The sequence below is a fragment of the Pseudomonas sp. Root569 genome (genome assembly GCF_001427465.1).
Taxonomy (GTDB): domain Bacteria; phylum Pseudomonadota; class Gammaproteobacteria; order Pseudomonadales; family Pseudomonadaceae; genus Aquipseudomonas; species Aquipseudomonas synxantha.
The window spans coordinates 68,678-82,440 of the sequence record NZ_LMGQ01000005.1 but is presented as its reverse complement, the minus strand read 5'-3'; the positions used below and the strand labels follow the sequence as shown (position 1 = coordinate 82,440).

At 59.7% G+C, this 13,763-nt stretch carries 11 protein-coding genes; 2 read left to right on the top strand and 9 right to left on the bottom strand.

Features of this window, described 5'->3' with window-relative positions; translation table 11 throughout:
* Nucleotides 1-48: 48 nt before the first annotated feature.
* The 7 genes from cyoE to hmpA form a co-directional block, all read right to left on the bottom strand.
* Nucleotides 49-936, bottom strand: a complete 888-nt coding sequence (cyoE, locus tag ASD70_RS06500) for a heme o synthase (protein WP_003176002.1) — start codon at nt 934-936, stop codon at nt 49-51.
* A gap of 11 nt (nt 937-947) precedes the next feature.
* Nucleotides 948-1,289 (bottom strand): cytochrome o ubiquinol oxidase subunit IV, encoded by a 342-nt coding sequence (cyoD, locus tag ASD70_RS06495; RefSeq protein WP_046069469.1) that lies wholly within the window; start codon nt 1,287-1,289, stop codon nt 948-950.
* On the bottom strand, nt 1,289-1,915 hold the full coding sequence (locus ASD70_RS06490) for a cytochrome o ubiquinol oxidase subunit III (RefSeq protein WP_046069470.1): 627 nt from the start codon (nt 1,913-1,915) through the stop codon (nt 1,289-1,291). Before ASD70_RS06490 ends, cyoD begins: the two co-directional genes overlap by 1 nt.
* Before the next feature lie 3 nt (nt 1,916-1,918).
* Nucleotides 1,919-3,937, bottom strand: coding sequence for a cytochrome o ubiquinol oxidase subunit I (gene cyoB / locus ASD70_RS06485; RefSeq protein ID WP_046069471.1), 2,019 nt, complete (start codon nt 3,935-3,937; stop codon nt 1,919-1,921).
* A 3-nt stretch (nt 3,938-3,940) separates the two neighbouring features.
* The gene (gene cyoA / locus ASD70_RS06480; RefSeq protein WP_043046795.1) at nt 3,941-4,882 is read right to left on the bottom strand and encodes a ubiquinol oxidase subunit II; all 942 of its coding nucleotides are present in this window, start codon (nt 4,880-4,882) and stop codon (nt 3,941-3,943) included.
* Between the two features lie 792 nt (nt 4,883-5,674).
* Nucleotides 5,675-6,181: a disulfide bond formation protein B gene (locus ASD70_RS06470; RefSeq protein ID WP_046069472.1), complete on the bottom strand. Its 507-nt coding sequence runs from the start codon at nt 6,179-6,181 to the stop codon at nt 5,675-5,677.
* A 231-nt stretch (nt 6,182-6,412) separates the two neighbouring features.
* Nucleotides 6,413-7,594, bottom strand: a complete 1,182-nt coding sequence (gene hmpA, locus ASD70_RS06465; protein WP_056845967.1) for an NO-inducible flavohemoprotein — start codon at nt 7,592-7,594, stop codon at nt 6,413-6,415.
* Nucleotides 7,595-7,741: 147 nt separating this feature from the next.
* Between hmpA and norR the strand changes: the two genes are divergently transcribed.
* On the top strand, nt 7,742-9,286 hold the full coding sequence (gene norR, locus ASD70_RS06460) for a nitric oxide reductase transcriptional regulator NorR (RefSeq protein WP_046069474.1): 1,545 nt from the start codon (nt 7,742-7,744) through the stop codon (nt 9,284-9,286).
* Nucleotides 9,287-9,333: 47 nt separating this feature from the next.
* On the opposite strand, the gene ASD70_RS06455 is transcribed toward norR, so the two are convergent.
* Nucleotides 9,334-10,236: a DMT family transporter gene (locus ASD70_RS06455; RefSeq protein WP_046069475.1), complete on the bottom strand. Its 903-nt coding sequence runs from the start codon at nt 10,234-10,236 to the stop codon at nt 9,334-9,336.
* 136 nt (nt 10,237-10,372) lie between these two features.
* On the opposite strand from ASD70_RS06455, the gene ASD70_RS06450 reads away from it, so the two are divergent.
* Nucleotides 10,373-11,248, top strand: coding sequence for an AraC family transcriptional regulator (locus tag ASD70_RS06450; RefSeq protein WP_056845995.1), 876 nt, complete (start codon nt 10,373-10,375; stop codon nt 11,246-11,248).
* Here the strand turns inward: ASD70_RS06450 and ASD70_RS06445 are convergent.
* Nucleotides 11,245-13,740 (bottom strand): LuxR C-terminal-related transcriptional regulator, encoded by a 2,496-nt coding sequence (locus ASD70_RS06445; RefSeq protein ID WP_056845966.1) that lies wholly within the window; start codon nt 13,738-13,740, stop codon nt 11,245-11,247. The two genes, ASD70_RS06450 and ASD70_RS06445, sit on opposite strands and share 4 nt — an antisense overlap.
* Between the last annotated feature and the right edge of the window lie 23 nt (nt 13,741-13,763).

Genomic DNA, 13,763 nt, shown 5'->3' with positions numbered 1-13,763 from the left:
AAACCCCGCGCTTCTTGCGAAGGCGGGGTTTTTAATTGCTCACACCACTCAGTGGGCGTAGGTCAGCAACAGCTCTTTCGGCACTTGGAAATCCAGGGACATCATCACGCTGAGCGCGGTGATGGTGAAGATCGAGAACACGAACAGCTTGCGCGCCCAGACGGTGTCATCCACCGCCTTGTAGCCGGTCCAGGCCATGTACAACCAGTACATGCCCATGGCGGCGGCCACGGCCAGGTAGCTCATGCCGGCGTAGCCACTGAAGGTCAACATCAAGGTCGCCACGAGGAAGGCCAGGATGTAGAGCAGGATGTGTTTCTTGGCCACCTGGATGCCACGCTTGACCGGCAATACCGGAATCGACGCAGCCAGGTAGTCATTGAAGCGGAAAATCGCGATGGCGTAGGAATGCGGCATCTGCCACAGGCTGAACATCACCAGCAGCACCAGCGCGGCCATGTCGAAGCTATTGGTTACAGCCACATAACCAATCACCGGCGGCATCGCACCCGACAGGCTGCCCACCAGCGTACCGTGTACCGACTTACGCTTGAGGTACAGACTGTAGAGGCCGACGTAGATGACAAAACCGATCACGGCAAACAGCGCCGCCAACGGGTTGGCCACCTTGTACAACAGCACCACACCGGCAACACCCAGGACGGTCGCAAAGATCAGTGCCAGTTTCAGGGAGATAAGCCCCTGCACCAGCACGCGATTCTTGGTGCGCTCCATCTTGATATCGATGTCACGGTCGATGCAGTTGTTGAACACGCAACCGGAAGCAACCACCAGGGACGTACCGATCATTGCAGCCAGGAAGATGGCCAGATCGACATGTCCCTTGGAGGCCAGGAAGAAACCGCCCGCCACAGAAAGCACGTTACCGAAAATGATCCCCGGTTTGGTGATTTGGATAAAGTGCTTAAGCGACATCGGGTCTTACCTCACTTCGCCATCATGAACGTATGGATGCTGAACATGATCCATATCGACAGGCCAACCAGCAGCACGATTACGATCCCTGCAAACACGAACGCAACCACGTTGTCGCGCTGCTCTTTGGAACGATCCAGGTGCAGGAAGTACACCAGGTGAACCAGCACCTGAATCACCGCGAACGCCAACACGATCATCAAGGTGATCGACTTCGGCAGGGTCGGGTACATCACCAGACCAAACGGGATGATCGTCAGGATTACCGACAGGATGAAGCCGATAGCGTAGGACTTAACGCTGCCGTGGCTCGCATCATGGCTGTCATGGTCATGGGAGTGTGCATTAGCCATTACAGAGTCCCCATCAGGTAAACAACGGTGAAGACGCAGATCCAGACCACGTCCAGGAAGTGCCAGAACAGGCTCAGGCAAGTCAGGCGAGTCTTGTTGGTGTTGGTCAGGCCGTGCTTATTGACCTGATACATCATCACCGCCATCCACAGCAGGCCGGCCGTTACGTGCAGACCGTGGGTGCCGACCAGCGTGAAGAACGCCGACAGGAAGCCGGAACGGTGCGGGCCGTAGCCTTCGGAGATCAGCAGGTGGAACTCGTTGATCTCCATGCCGATGAAGCCCAGGCCGAACAGGAAGGTCAGTGCCAACCAGCTCAGTACGCCCTTCTTGTTGCCCTTGTAGAAGGCCAACATGGCGAAGCCGTAGGTGATCGAACTGAACAACAGCAAGGCGGTTTCGCCGAGCACGTAAGGCAGTTCGAAGATGTCGTGGCCCGACGGGCCACCCGCTACGTTGTTTACCAGTACCGCGTACACCGCGAAGATCGACGCAAACAAGATGCAGTCGGTCATCAGGTAGAGCCAGAAACCGAAGACGGTCATTGGCCCCGAGTCGTGGTGATGGTCATCGTGCCCATGGTCATCGACATGGGCGTGTCCAGCATTGGTCACTAAGTTCGACATGGTTTAAGCCTGTTCCAACGAGGTTTCTACACGGTTGGCCGGAATCTTCTTCTCGGCTACCAGGCGAGCGTGCTGCTCGGCTTCGATGCGTTCGATCGTTTCGACCGGCACCATGTAGCCTTGATCATCACGGGCAGCGTGAATGATGAAGTAACCGATAGTGCCCACCAGGCTCGCGATTGCCAGCCACCAGATGTGCCAGATCATCGCGAAACCGAACACGGTCAACAGCGCGCCCATCACCACACCAGTGGCGGTGTTGCTTGGCATGTGGATCGGTTCGTAGTGCTTGGGCTTCTGGTACGCAGTACCGTCTTCCTTGGCTTCGGTGAACGCATCAATGGTGTTCGCAGTCGGGATCACGGCGAAGTTGTAGAACGGTGGTGGCGACGAGGTCGACCATTCCAGGGTGTGGCCATTCCATGGGTCGCCGGATTCGCAAGCGTTCTGCTTACGGTCACGGACGCTCACGTACAGCTGGATCAACTGGCAGGCGATACCCACGGCGATCATCACCGCACCGAACATGGCAACGTACAGGTACGGTACCCACTCAGGGTTGGTGGTGGCGTTCAGACGACGGGTCATGCCCATGAAGCCCAGCGCATAGAGCGGCATGAACGCGACGAAGAAGCCCGAGATCCAGAACCAGAATGCAGCCTTGCCCCAGCCTTCGTGCAGCTTGAAGCCGAACGCTTTCGGGAAGTAGAAGCTGAAGCCAGCGATGTAGCCGAATACAGCACCACCGATGATCACGTTGTGGAAGTGCGCGATCACGAACAGGCTGTTGTGCAGGACGAAGTCAGCACCCGGGATGGCCAGCAGTACGCCGGTCATACCGCCGATGGCGAATGTCACCATGAAGCCCAGGGTCCACAGGACCTGGCTGGTCATGCGCAGACGACCGTGGTAGATGGTGAACAGCCAGTTGAATAGCTTCACCCCCGTCGGGATGGAAATCAGCATCGTCGCCAGGCCGAAGAAGGCGTTGACGCTGGCCCCCGAGCCCATGGTGAAGAAGTGGTGCAGCCAGACCATGAAGCCCAGTACGGAGATTGCGCCCGATGCGTAGACCATCGAGTGGTGACCGAACAGGCGCTTGCCGGTAAAGGTCGAGATCACTTCGGAGAAGATACCGAACGCTGGCAGGATCAGGATGTACACCTCAGGGTGACCCCATGCCCAGAACAGGTTCACGTACATCATTGGATTGCCACCAAGTTCATTGGTGAAAATGTGGAAATCCAGGTAACGGTCAAGCGACAGCAGCGCCATGGTAGCGGCCAGGATCGGGAACGAGGCCACGATCAGTACGTTTGCCCAGGTGCAGGTCCAGGTGAAGATCGGCATGTCCATCAGTTTCATGCCAGGGGCGCGCATTTTCAGGACGGTGGCCAGGAAGTTGACCCCCGTCAATGTCGTCCCTAGTCCTGATAACTGTAGCGCCCAGATGTAGTAGTCCACACCCACGCCCGGACTGTATTGCAAGCCCGACAATGGCGGATACGCAACCCAACCGGTCTTGGCGAATTCGCCGACGCCCAGGGACACGTTGATCAGCACCACGCCGGACACCAGCAGCCAGAAGCTCAGGGAGTTCAGGAACGGGTAGGCAACGTCACGCGCACCGATCTGCAGCGGCAAGGCCAGGTTCATCAAGCCGGTGAAGAAAGGCATCGCCATGAAGATGATCATGATCACACCGTGGGCGGTGAAGATCTGGTCATAGTGTTCAGGTGGCAGGTAGCCAGGCGAACCCTCGGTGGCCATGGCCAACTGGGTACGCATCATGATGGCGTCGGCAAAACCACGCAGCAGCATGACCATGGCAACGATGACGTACATGACGCCGATTTTCTTGTGGTCGACCGAGGTCAGCCATTCGGTCCATAGGTAGGACCATTTCTTGAAATAGGTGATACCCGCAACCAGTGCCAGACCACCCAGCGCGATCATGGCGATAGTCACCATTACGATCGGCTCGTGGAATGGGACCGCGTCCCAACTTAATTTACCAAACATCGTTTACTCCTCTGCCCCAGCAGTTGAATGCGCGCCTGTATCAGAACCTTCAACCGCGGCCACTTCTTTCTTCTCATGCTTGACCGGCTTGCCTGGCTTCATACCTTCGTACTTGTCGACGATTTTCTGAAACAGGTTCGGCTCATACGTGGAGTACAGGGCGACTGGGTTGTTCTGGCTTGGTTTGGTCAGGGCGTCGTATTCAGCTTGATCAAGCTGTTTAGGTGCGGCCTTGACTTCGGCTACCCAGGCGTTGAAATCGTCCTGGCTCGTCGAGATCGCTTTGAATTTCATGCCGGTGAAGCCAGCGCCGCTGTAGTTCGCGGAGATGCCTTCCATTTCAGCTTTTTCGTTGGCGATCAGGTGCAGGCGGGTCTGCATGCCTGCCATCGCGTAGATCTGGCCGCCCAGGGCTGGGATGAAGAACGAGTTCATCACGGCGTCGGAGGTGATCCGGAAGTTAAGCGGGGTGTTCTCCGGGAAACGGATCTCGTTGACCGTGGCGATACCCAGGTCCGGGTAGATGAACAGCCACTTCCAGTCCAGCGCGACCACTTCGATGTTGATCGGCTTGACGTCGGATTCAAGCGGACGGTACGGGTCCAGCTCGTGGGTCGACTTATAGGTGATGTAACCCAGGGCGATGATGATGAGGATCGGTACCAGCCACACCGCAATTTCGATCTTGGTGGAGTGCGACCACTTGGGCGCGTAGGTCGCCTTGGTGTTCGACGCGCGGTATTTCCAGGCGAAGGCGAACGTCATGATGATCACAGGCACCACGACCAACAGCATCAGCAGGGTGGCAGTGATGATCAGGTTTCGTTGATCCAGACCGATCTGTCCTTTCGGGTCCATCAAGGTCCACTTGCAGCCTCCCAGCATTAACATCATGCCAAGCAGCGGCAAAAAGCCTAGTAATCGGGGGTACCTGTTTTTACTCATCTCACGACCTCTAAAGCAGCTTGCGCAATGCAGTTGGGTTTTGATCGCCAACACTTCACCCTGCCAAGGGTTGGCATTTCTCTTCGATTGAATAAGAGCCTGCCCGACACGTCATGACTGTACGTTGCACGGACCAGCAGTGAGTTCTTATTCGATTTCGTGGCTAAAGGCCTTGTTACAGACCAATTCCATTTGGTGCGGATAGTTGAAAGGCTGCCGGAACCTGGGGTCGCACAGAGCCTTCCATCTGCCCCTCGACCGCTCCAATGCTCAAAGATTGAACAGCACCGGACATTCAGTGCGGGCGATTGTAGTTAGCTAGCGATGTATAAACCATGTCTTATAAAGAAATAATTTTTATCGATTCCAGCAACAATCCTTCACCAAACTTGCAAAGATTCGCGATCTTATCGCGTTCGATTCTCAACAAAAACCACAAAAATTGCCCTGTCATTGGGCAGATTGCCACTTCCCTTACAGCCTGTAAGGGCATGCCGAAGCTATCCAAGTCCCCATAAAACAAGGCATTCATAGCTCCGTCGAGCGCTCGGACCACAGGTGCGGCGCGGCGCCGCTCGCACCACGAACTGACAGCACAATTTGTGCGCTGGGTGCAAATTTAAGCGCCGATTTCACGGGTCAGAAACGTCCTGCGACAGTGTCCGTGTGACAACATGTCGCACACTGTGCGCACCTTAAGTTGCTCCTCGTCACGGCGCTTTCACAAATCCCTACAAACAAAAACGCTCCGGCCTTCACAAGAAGGACGGAGCGTCTTAATGGAGCGAAGGCTCAGGCTTTGGGATGACGATTGCGATAGATGCACAGCGGCACCAGGATCACCGTCAGCACGAACGCCACCAGCGCCCATTGGGCCAGGGACAGGCCGAGTATCGGCGGGTAAGGCGTGCTGCAGAAGCCGTCGACCTGGAAACCCAGGGGAAACACTTTGGCCAGGGGCAGGTCATCGACGATCGGTTGCAACACATCAACGCCGCAACTGACCTGTGGAAAGAACTGGGTGTACACATGGTGGCCGGCAGCAGCCACGCCACCCAAGGCGCTGAGTACGACCAGCCCTTCGAAAAACGTGACCGCCCCTTTGGTGCGCATGGCCGCCCCGATGAACGCGAAGAGGGCGATCAGCAGCAAGGCGTAGCGTTGCAGGATGCACAGCGGGCACGGTGCTTCGCCCAGCACCACTTGCATGTACAGCGCCCCGCCAATCAGCGCCAGGCAGATGATGCCCAGCAACACCAGAAAGCGCCGCTCCCTGCCCAAACGCATATCGTCAATCATCCCCGTTTTCCCTTTGCCTGATTATGGTTGTGCCTGATGGCAACAAGTTTACACACAGGCAGTGGTTTAAACAGAGAGGGGTTAACAGCAGATTAATCAGGAAAAATAGAGCACTTAATGTGGGAGGGGGCTTGCTCCCGATATAGGTGTATCAGTCAGCATAGAGGTAGCTGGCCCACCGCCATCGGGAGCAAGCCCCTCCCACATTGGGATAGTGCCGCTACAAAAAGATTATTCCAGCGCCGCAGCCGGGCCGAAGAACTCATAGCGCGCCTGCTTCTCCGGTACGCCCAGCGCCTTCAGATGCCGCTTGATCGCCGCCATAAACCCCTTGGGCCCCAGGAAGTACGCATCGACATCCCGCTGCTCAGGCAACCAGGCCTCCAACTGCTCCTGGTTCAGCATTCCAATCTTGTCCGCCGCCGGGCTGATACCGTCATCCTCGGCATAGCAGTAGAAACGCTTGAGCTGCGGATGCTGGGCCGCCAGGCTGTCTACCCAGTCACGAAACGCATGCACCCCGCCATTACGGGCGCAGTGGATAAAGTGCACCGGGCGCTGGGTCGCCAGGGCCGCTTCGAGCATCGGCAGGGTTGGAGTGATACCCACCCCGCCGCTGATCAGCACCAGCGGTTTATCACTGGCGGCCAGGGTGAACTCGCCCGACGGTGGAAACAGGTCAATGGTGGCACCGATGTGCATCTGGTCATGCAGGTAGTTGGACACCCGCCCACCGGCTTCGCGCTTGACGCTGATGCGGTACATGCCGTTATCGGTGAGGGCCGACAGGGAATAGTTACGGCGCACTTCTTCGCCATCGAGCACCAGTTTCAGGCCGATGTACTGGCCAGGTGTGGCGGCCAGGATCGGGCCGTTATCCACCGGGGCGAAATAGAACGAGGTGATCTCGTCGCTCTCCTCCACGCGCTTGACCAAAAGGAACGGCCGCGCACCGCGCCAGCCGCCGGGCGCCTGGGCTTTTTCATCATAGATGGCCGCCTCGGCGCCGATCAGGATGTCCGCCAACTGGCCATAGGCCGCACCCCAGGCATTCATTACCTCTGGGGTGGCAATCTCGCTGCCCAGCACTTCGGATATAGCTCGCAGCAGGCAGGCACCGACGATGGGGTAATGCTCGGGCAGGATCTGCAAAGCCACGTGCTTGTTGATGATCTTGGTCACCAGGTCGCCCAATTGGTCCAACTGGTCAATATGGCGCGCGTACATCAGCACCCCATTGGCCAGGGCGCGGGGCTGGTCGCCGCTGGCCTGGTGAGCCTGGTTGAACAGCGGGCGCACTTCGGGGTACTCGGAGAGCATCATGCGGTAGAAATGGGTAATCAGCGCTTCGCCGCCACTTTCCAGCAGGGGCACGGTGGATTTGACGATTGCACGGTCTTGGGCACTAAGCATGGGAGACTCCTAGGTCTTTTTACTCATTACCCTTTGGTAGTCAGTATTCGTGCCAACTAATAAATCCTTTATTTTCAATAGATTAAATATAATCTAGTCAAAACGACTTCCTACGCTTTATAGTCATAAGGACTACAAGGAGTCATTATGACTGCACAACCGTTGCTCACCACCCTGCTGCCGCTGGTTGCCGATCTCTCTCGGGAATTGCCCGAAGGCGAGCGTTACCGACGCCTGCTACAAGCCATGCGCGCCCTGCTGCCCTGTGACGCCGCCGCGTTGCTGCGCCTGGACGGTGAGTGGCTGGTGCCGCTGGCCGTGGATGGCTTGAGCCCCGACACCCTGGGCCGACGCTTCAAGATCAGCGAACACCCACGCTTCGAGATACTGCTGAGCAGCCCCGGCCCTACCCGTTTCGACAGCGACAGCCAATTGCCTGACCCCTATGACGGCCTGGTCGCCGGTTTGCACGGGCACCTGGAAGTCCACGACTGCATGGGCTGCCCGCTGTTTATCGGCGATCAGCCCTGGGGCCTGCTGACCCTGGATGCCCTCGACACCGAACGCTTTGAACGGGTCGAACTGGACGCTTTGCAAGCCTTCGCCAGCCTCGCCGCGGCCACGGTCAATGTGGCGCAGCGCATCGAACGCCTGGCGTTGCGGGCTGAAGACGAGCACCAACGCGCCGAGATCTATCGCCAGGCCAGCGGCCAGCAGCACAAGGAAATGATCGGCCAGAGCAAGACACATAAACGACTGGTTGAGGAAATCAAGCTGGTGGGTGGCAGCGACCTGACCGTGCTGATCACCGGCGAAACCGGGGTCGGCAAGGAGTTGGTGGCTCAGGCGATTCACGCGGCGTCGTCCCGTGCGGATAAACCGCTGATCAGCCTCAACTGCGCCGCCCTGCCCGAAACCCTGGTGGAAAGCGAGCTGTTCGGCCATGTGCGCGGCGCCTTTACCGGGGCGCTGAATGAGCGGCGGGGCAAGTTCGAACTGGCCAATGGCGGCACCCTGTTCCTCGATGAGGTGGGTGAGTTGTCGTTGACCGTACAGGCCAAGCTGCTGCGTGTGCTGCAAAGCGGCCAGTTGCAGCGCCTGGGCTCGGACAAGGAGCACCAGGTGGATGTGCGCCTGATCGCCGCGACCAACCGCGACCTCGCCGAAGAGGTGCGCAATGGCCGCTACCGTGCCGACTTCTATCACCGTTTAAGCGTGTACCCGCTGCAAGTGCCCGCACTGCGCGAGCGCGGGCGTGACGTGCTGCTATTGGCAGGTTTCTTCCTCGAACAAAACCGTTCGCGCATGGGCCTGGGCAGCTTGCGCCTGACCGCCGACGCCCAAGCGGCGCTGCTGGCCTATGACTGGCCGGGCAATGTGCGCGAACTGGAACATCTGATCGGCCGCAGCGCGTTGAAAGCCCTGGGTAACTGCCGCGAGCGGCCGAAGATTCTCAGCCTGAGTGCCCAGGACCTGGACTTGCCCGCCGTCACTGCAGCGGTGACTGAAGCACCGGTCGAAGCGGCGCCCATCGCCACTGGCGACCTGCGCCAGGCCACCGAGCACTACCAGCGCCAGGTCATCAGCGCCTGCCTGCAACGTCACCAGCACAACTGGGCCGGCGCCGCCCGGGAACTGGGCCTGGACCGCGCCAACCTTGGGCGCATGGCCAAGCGCCTGGGCCTCAAATAGACCAGGCGACTCAGTAAAGTGTGGGAGGGGGGCTTGCCCCTCCCACATTAGATTTGTTTCGCATGAAAAGTCGGAGCTACCGGCTTGGGTTTACGAAACACCAACACATTCCCCAACATCACCAACACCAGCCCTGCCAAAGCCGGCGCTGTCCACTGGTAGCCCTCGGCAAACGCCGACACATTCAACGCCACCACTGGGAACAACACGGTGCAATACGCGGCTTTCTCCGGGCCCATGCGGCCAACCAGGGTGAGGTAAGCAGTAAAGCCGATGACCGACCCCGGGATCACCAGGTACCACAGGGCGCCGATATACCGTGCACTCCAGTCCATTTCGAAAGGAATACCGCGTACCGCGCAATAGGTGGCCAACATCGCCGCGCCATAGGCCATGCCCCAGGCGTTGGTGGTCAACGGCTTGAGCCCGGCCTTCTGTTGCAGGCTCGAGAGCATATTGCCCGCCGAGAAACACAGTGTCCCCAGCAGCGCCAAGCCCAGACCCAGCAAGGTCTGCGGGCTGGCGGTATGCCCGGCCAATTCCGGCCAGAACAGAAAGCCCAGGCCCAGCAACCCAAGCGCGCCGCCCATCAACACGTTACGTGCAACCCGCTGGCCGAAAAACACCCGGGCATTCAGAGCGTTCCACAAGGTCGCCGTGGAAAACACCACCGCCACCAAGCCGCTGGGTATCCACTGACTGGCAGTCAGAAAGCACATGAAGTTGACGCAGAACAGGCACAGCCCTTGGGCCAGGCAGATCAGGTGCCCGCGCCTGTTCATCACCTGCAACTTGCCGCTGAGCAGCAACAGCCCGAACAGCACCAGCGCAGCCAAGCCGAAGCGATAAACGATCGACACAGGAATGGCGACCACGCCCAGCTGCCATTTGAGCGCGATCCAGGTGGTGCCCCAGATCAGCACGGTCAGTAAATACAGGAAGAGGTTCATAGCGGGCTCCATCGATTGAGCCACAGTGTCGCCCCCGCTCCTTGAAAGGCTCTTGCACATTCTTGCGCTTTTATCGAGCGGTGGGCTCACAGCGCCAGCCGTGGAGCGTAGGATGCAAGGTGTCGGAGAACACACCATGCCAGAGCTGGAATCCCTGCAAGTCTTTCAATCCCTCAACCGTTCGCCCCATGCGCGCCTCGAGGCCTGCGCCGAACTGGGCGATGGCTTGGCTGCAGCCGTGTGGAGCAACCACCATGACGCCCAGGATTACCAGGCGCCCAGCCATCACACCTTGTCGTGCTACATCGGCGGCGGCACCGGCACGTTTCGCCGTGAGCGGCCGGGCACCATGGGCGGCCCCGACAAGCTGTGCATCCTGCCGGCCGAGCATCAGTCGGCCTGGGTGATCAATGGCGAGATTCGCCTGGCCCATGTGTATTTCAGCCCGGAACAATTCGCCCTCGGCTGCATCACCCTGCTCGACCGCGAGCCGCGTGCACTGCAATTGCGTGAGGGCACCTTCCTTGAAGATGCCCGCCAGGCCCGGCGTTTTCACCAATTGGTCGGCCTCAACTGGCACGAGCCCGGCGAGCGCCTGCTGACCAGCAGCCTGGCCCATGAAATGCTCAGCCATACCCTGCTCAGCCAGGTCGGCGCCCGCGACGGCTTGCGCCTCAAAGGCGGGCTGGCGGCGCACCAGCGGCGGCTATTGGTGGAGTACATCGACCACCACATCGAAGCCCCCATCAGCCTCGGCCAACTGGCCGCGATGTGCGCCTTGTCGGAATACCATTTCGCCCGGATGTTCCGGCAAAGCTTCGGCCTGCCGCCCCATCAATACCTGCTGTCACGGCGCCTGGTGCGGGCGCAGACCTTGCTGCGCAGCAGCGCGTTGCCGATGGGCGAGGTTGCCCTGCTGTGCGGTTTTTCCAGCGCCAGCCATTTCAACCAACGTTTTCGTCAAGCCATGGGCGCCACCCCGAGTGAATACCGCCAGGCTTTCTGCGCCTAGACCATCAAGCCCAGCGTCTTGGCCTTGGCCACCGCCTGGGTGCGTCGCTCCACCCCGAGTTTGCTGTGGATACGCCGTGCGTGGGTCTTGACGGTGTGCAGGGAGATATACAGGCGCTCGGCGATTTCCAGGTTGGAATTACCGAGGGCGATCAACTCCAGCACTTGCAGCTCGCGCTGGCTCAGTGGGTTCTCCACGGCACCGACAGGCGCTGCCTGTGGCTCCAGGCCCAGTTCACTCAATAGCCCGGGGGCGCGCAAACGCAACTCGCGAATGGCCTGCTGCACCTGGCAACGCCCCGCCAGCGCCAACCCGGCCTGCAACGCCCGACGAGCCAAGGCGGGGTCACCGAGCTGCCAGGTCACTTCTCCCAGCACCAGGTGCAGTTCGGTTTCCAGGCAGAGCATGCCGCGCTGCCGGGAGGTGTCGAGCAAGGCATTGAGCCGCGTAATGGGTTGTTCGGCACAGCCCAGCTTGACCTCGGCCAGCACCAGCAAATATTCCAGGCGCGGGATCAGCTCCAAGGTAGCCGGTGGCGCCTGCTTGGCGCAGGGCCCACGAAAATGACGCAACACCCGGCGCACCGCTTGCACCGTCAATTCAGCACGTCCCTGCTGCAACCAGAAGTGCCCGCTGACCAACAGCAGCACCGCTCGATACACCGTGTCCGGCACATGGCGCTGCTGCATCAGGCGCTCGGCGTCACGCAGTTGGATAAAGGCTTGGGCGTAGTCGCCACGATTGGCGGCCAACAGCGCCAGGCCGAGAAAGCCATAAAGCACGCGTTTGTCCTGGCTCTGCAGGCACATCGTCAAGCCCGCTTCAAAACACTCGGCCGCCAAGCTGTCTTGGCCCTGCCGCAAGGCCAAGTGCCCGCGACGCAGCACAATACGCCCCACCAACGGCCCAGCCTTGAGACGTTGGCGAGCCAACATCGCCTGCACCGTCTCCAACAGGCTTTGTGCCCGGTAGGGTGCGCCGCGCTGCTCCAGCAATTGAGCATGATCCAACTCCAGCAGGGCCTCCAGCACCAGCGAATCATGGGCACGGGCCAGGCACAGGGCTTCGCGGTTCAAGGCTTGGGCGACATCCAGCTCACCGCGCAACAAGGCTTGCTGGGTCAGGCCCGACAGGCACATCAGGCGCGACGTCCAGGCACTCTCAGGCAAGGCTTGCAACGCTTCGAGGAAATGCTCGCGGGAGCGTCCGGCATCGCCGCTCAAATGCAGCAGCCAGCCCCATTGGGCCTGCCAGCGCGCCAGCAGATAGCGTTGCCCAGCGGCCGTCGGCTGGGGAGCAAACCGAGCCAGTTGGTCGATACACAACGCCGCTTGCTCGAAGCGCCCGGCAAACAGCAAGGCCGCCGTGACCAACCCCACTAATTGCGCAGACCCAAGCATCAACTCATCGCCGTGCTGCTCATGCAGGCGCAACAGGAGCACCGCGTTTTGCTGGCGAAACAAATCTTCGAAACTGAAATGCTGCAATAGGCTTACCGCCAGTTCGTATTCCTCTGCCAGCAGCGCCTGCTCGAAGGCCGCCTGCCAGTCGGTTTCGGCGCAAAACCACCGGCACGCACGTCGGTGCCATGAACGCTTGGTCGGCCAGGGGGCTTCGCGCGTCAATCGCGCCAGCGGGGCAAAAACTTGCAGCCATTCACTGGTGTCTTCCCAAGGTTGGATAAACGCGCCGAGCGCCTGCAACGCGTGCAAATACTGAGCGCCGTCGTCAATGCCGAATAGATGCTCACACAAGCTTTGATTGAAGCGTGGCAGATGGGCCAGCACGCGCCAGGCATCCACCAATGGCGTCGGCAAGGTGTTGAAGAGTTCATGCTGCAGGTAATCGAGCAAGGTTTTGTCGGGATGGCCGTCGCCCAGCAAGGCAATACGTACCCCGGCACACCAACCGGCGCTGAATTGCATAATGCTGTCGACGCTCTGCCCTGGTGCGAGCAGCATCTGGATCTCCGCAGCGCTGAATGACAACTCACTGCACTCCAGCAATTCATCGTCGAGCAACAGGCGTGGCCAGTTGCACAACGGACGTCGCCGCGCACCCAGCCACCAGGTCAGGTGTGGGCTGCTGGCGGTGAGCAAACGGTCAAGCAAGGCGTCCAGCTCGGGCGCCGGCAGACGACAGAAATCATCGAGAAACAGCCACGTGGGGTTTGGCCAACGGCTGAGGTCGAGCAGCAATGTGGCTTCGTCGATAAACCGCAGACCCAGGTATTGCGCCAGCCGTGCGCAGAAATCCAGAGGGGTGAGCGCCGCACCGTTGAGTGGCATCCAGTAGACCTGGCACTCCTTGGGCGCCTGCAATGCACACTCGGCGAGCAGCGCACTCTTGCCACTGCCCCCAGGCGCGCACAGCAACTTCACCCGCGCCGGTGCCGCGAGCAGCGGCCCAGCCAGGCGCGGGCGCAACAGGTGGTGAGCGGACAGCCTTGGCATGAGTCCAGGACGGTCCAGGCAGCGGGTCATGGCGGTCATTGCTGCATCCTGCTTTTTTATTG

Coding starts and splice junctions, on each gene's coding strand:
- cyoE (WP_003176002.1), bottom strand. CDS start 936: ATGTCGCTTAAGCACTTTATCCAAATCACCAAACCGGGGATCATTTTC.
- cyoD (WP_046069469.1), bottom strand. CDS start 1,289: ATGGCTAATGCACACTCCCATGACCATGACAGCCATGATGCGAGCCAC.
- ASD70_RS06490 (WP_046069470.1), bottom strand. CDS start 1,915: ATGTCGAACTTAGTGACCAATGCTGGACACGCCCATGTCGATGACCAT.
- cyoB (WP_046069471.1), bottom strand. CDS start 3,937: ATGTTTGGTAAATTAAGTTGGGACGCGGTCCCATTCCACGAGCCGATC.
- cyoA (WP_043046795.1), bottom strand. CDS start 4,882: ATGAGTAAAAACAGGTACCCCCGATTACTAGGCTTTTTGCCGCTGCTT.
- ASD70_RS06470 (WP_046069472.1), bottom strand. CDS start 6,181: ATGATTGACGATATGCGTTTGGGCAGGGAGCGGCGCTTTCTGGTGTTG.
- hmpA (WP_056845967.1), bottom strand. CDS start 7,594: ATGCTTAGTGCCCAAGACCGTGCAATCGTCAAATCCACCGTGCCCCTG.
- norR (WP_046069474.1), top strand. CDS start 7,742: ATGACTGCACAACCGTTGCTCACCACCCTGCTGCCGCTGGTTGCCGAT.
- ASD70_RS06455 (WP_046069475.1), bottom strand. CDS start 10,236: ATGAACCTCTTCCTGTATTTACTGACCGTGCTGATCTGGGGCACCACC.
- ASD70_RS06450 (WP_056845995.1), top strand. CDS start 10,373: ATGCCAGAGCTGGAATCCCTGCAAGTCTTTCAATCCCTCAACCGTTCG.
- ASD70_RS06445 (WP_056845966.1), bottom strand. CDS start 13,740: ATGACCGCCATGACCCGCTGCCTGGACCGTCCTGGACTCATGCCAAGG.